At 60.1% G+C, this 1,170-nt stretch carries 1 protein-coding gene; it reads left to right on the top strand.

Annotation, left to right across the window (positions count from 1 at the left end):
* Positions 1 to 16: 16 nt before the first annotated feature.
* The coding region (gene sucC, locus AC1RMF_RS26575) for an ADP-forming succinate--CoA ligase subunit beta (protein ID WP_493145554.1) at positions 17 to 1,170 on the top strand (1,154 nt) is incomplete at its 3' end.

A 1,170-nucleotide genomic window follows, 5' to 3' on the forward strand; every position in this document is an offset into this window, starting at 1 on the left:
CCTCTAGAGAGATGTTATGAAGATTCATGAGTACCAAGGCAAGGAAATCTTGCGCCAATTTGGTGTGCCGGTGCCGCGCGGTATCCCCGCATTTACCGTACAGGAAGCAGTGGAAGCTGCGCAAAAGCTCGGTGGCCCGGTGTGGGTGGTGAAGGCCCAGATCCACGCGGGTGGACGCGGCAAGGGCGGCGGCGTCAAGGTTGCCAAGACCATTGAAGACGTCAAGCGCCTGGCTGGCGAGATCCTGGGCATGCAGCTCAAGACCCACCAGACTGGCCCCGAAGGCCAGAAGGTACGCCGCCTCTACATCGAAGACGGCGCCGATATCCAGAAGGAATACTACGTCTCGGTCGTGACCGACCGCGCCTCGCAAAAGGTGGCTTTCATTGCCTCCAGCGAAGGCGGTATGGACATCGAGGAAGTGGCGCACTCCACCCCCGAGAAGATCATCACCGAGTTCATTGACCCGCTGACCGGCCTGGGTGCCGAGCAGGCCAAGAAGATTGCCGACGGCATTGGCATGCCGGCAGACTCCACCGCCCAAGCCGTGGACATCTTCCAGAAGCTCTACAAGTGCTACATGGACACTGATGCGTCCCTGGTGGAAATCAACCCGCTGAACCGCGACAGCAAAGGCAATGTCGTTGCCCTGGACGCCAAGTTCAACTTTGACGCCAACGCCCTGTTCCGTCACCCCGAAATCGTGGCCTACCGCGATCTGGACGAAGAAGACCCCGCTGAAGTGGAAGCCTCCAAGTTCGACCTGGCCTACATCAGCCTGGATGGCAACATCGGCTGCCTGGTCAACGGCGCTGGCCTTGCCATGGCCACCATGGACACCATCAAGCTGTTTGGCGCGGAACCCGCCAACTTCCTGGACGTGGGTGGTGGTGCCACCCCCGAGAAGGTGACCGAAGCCTTCAAGATCATGCTGAAGAACCCCAAGGTGAAGGCCATTCTGGTCAACATCTTCGGCGGCATCATGAAGTGCGACACCATCGCCACCGGCGTGATCACGGCCTGCAAGGCCGTGAACCTGTCGGTGCCACTGGTGGTGCGCATGAAGGGCACCAACGAAGAACTCGGCAAGAAGATGCTGGCCGAATCGGGCCTGCCCATCATCAGCGCCGACACCATGGCCGAAGCGGCCCAAAAAATTGTGGCAGCGGT

The organism is Rhodoferax sp. GW822-FHT04A08 (assembly GCF_058801025.1).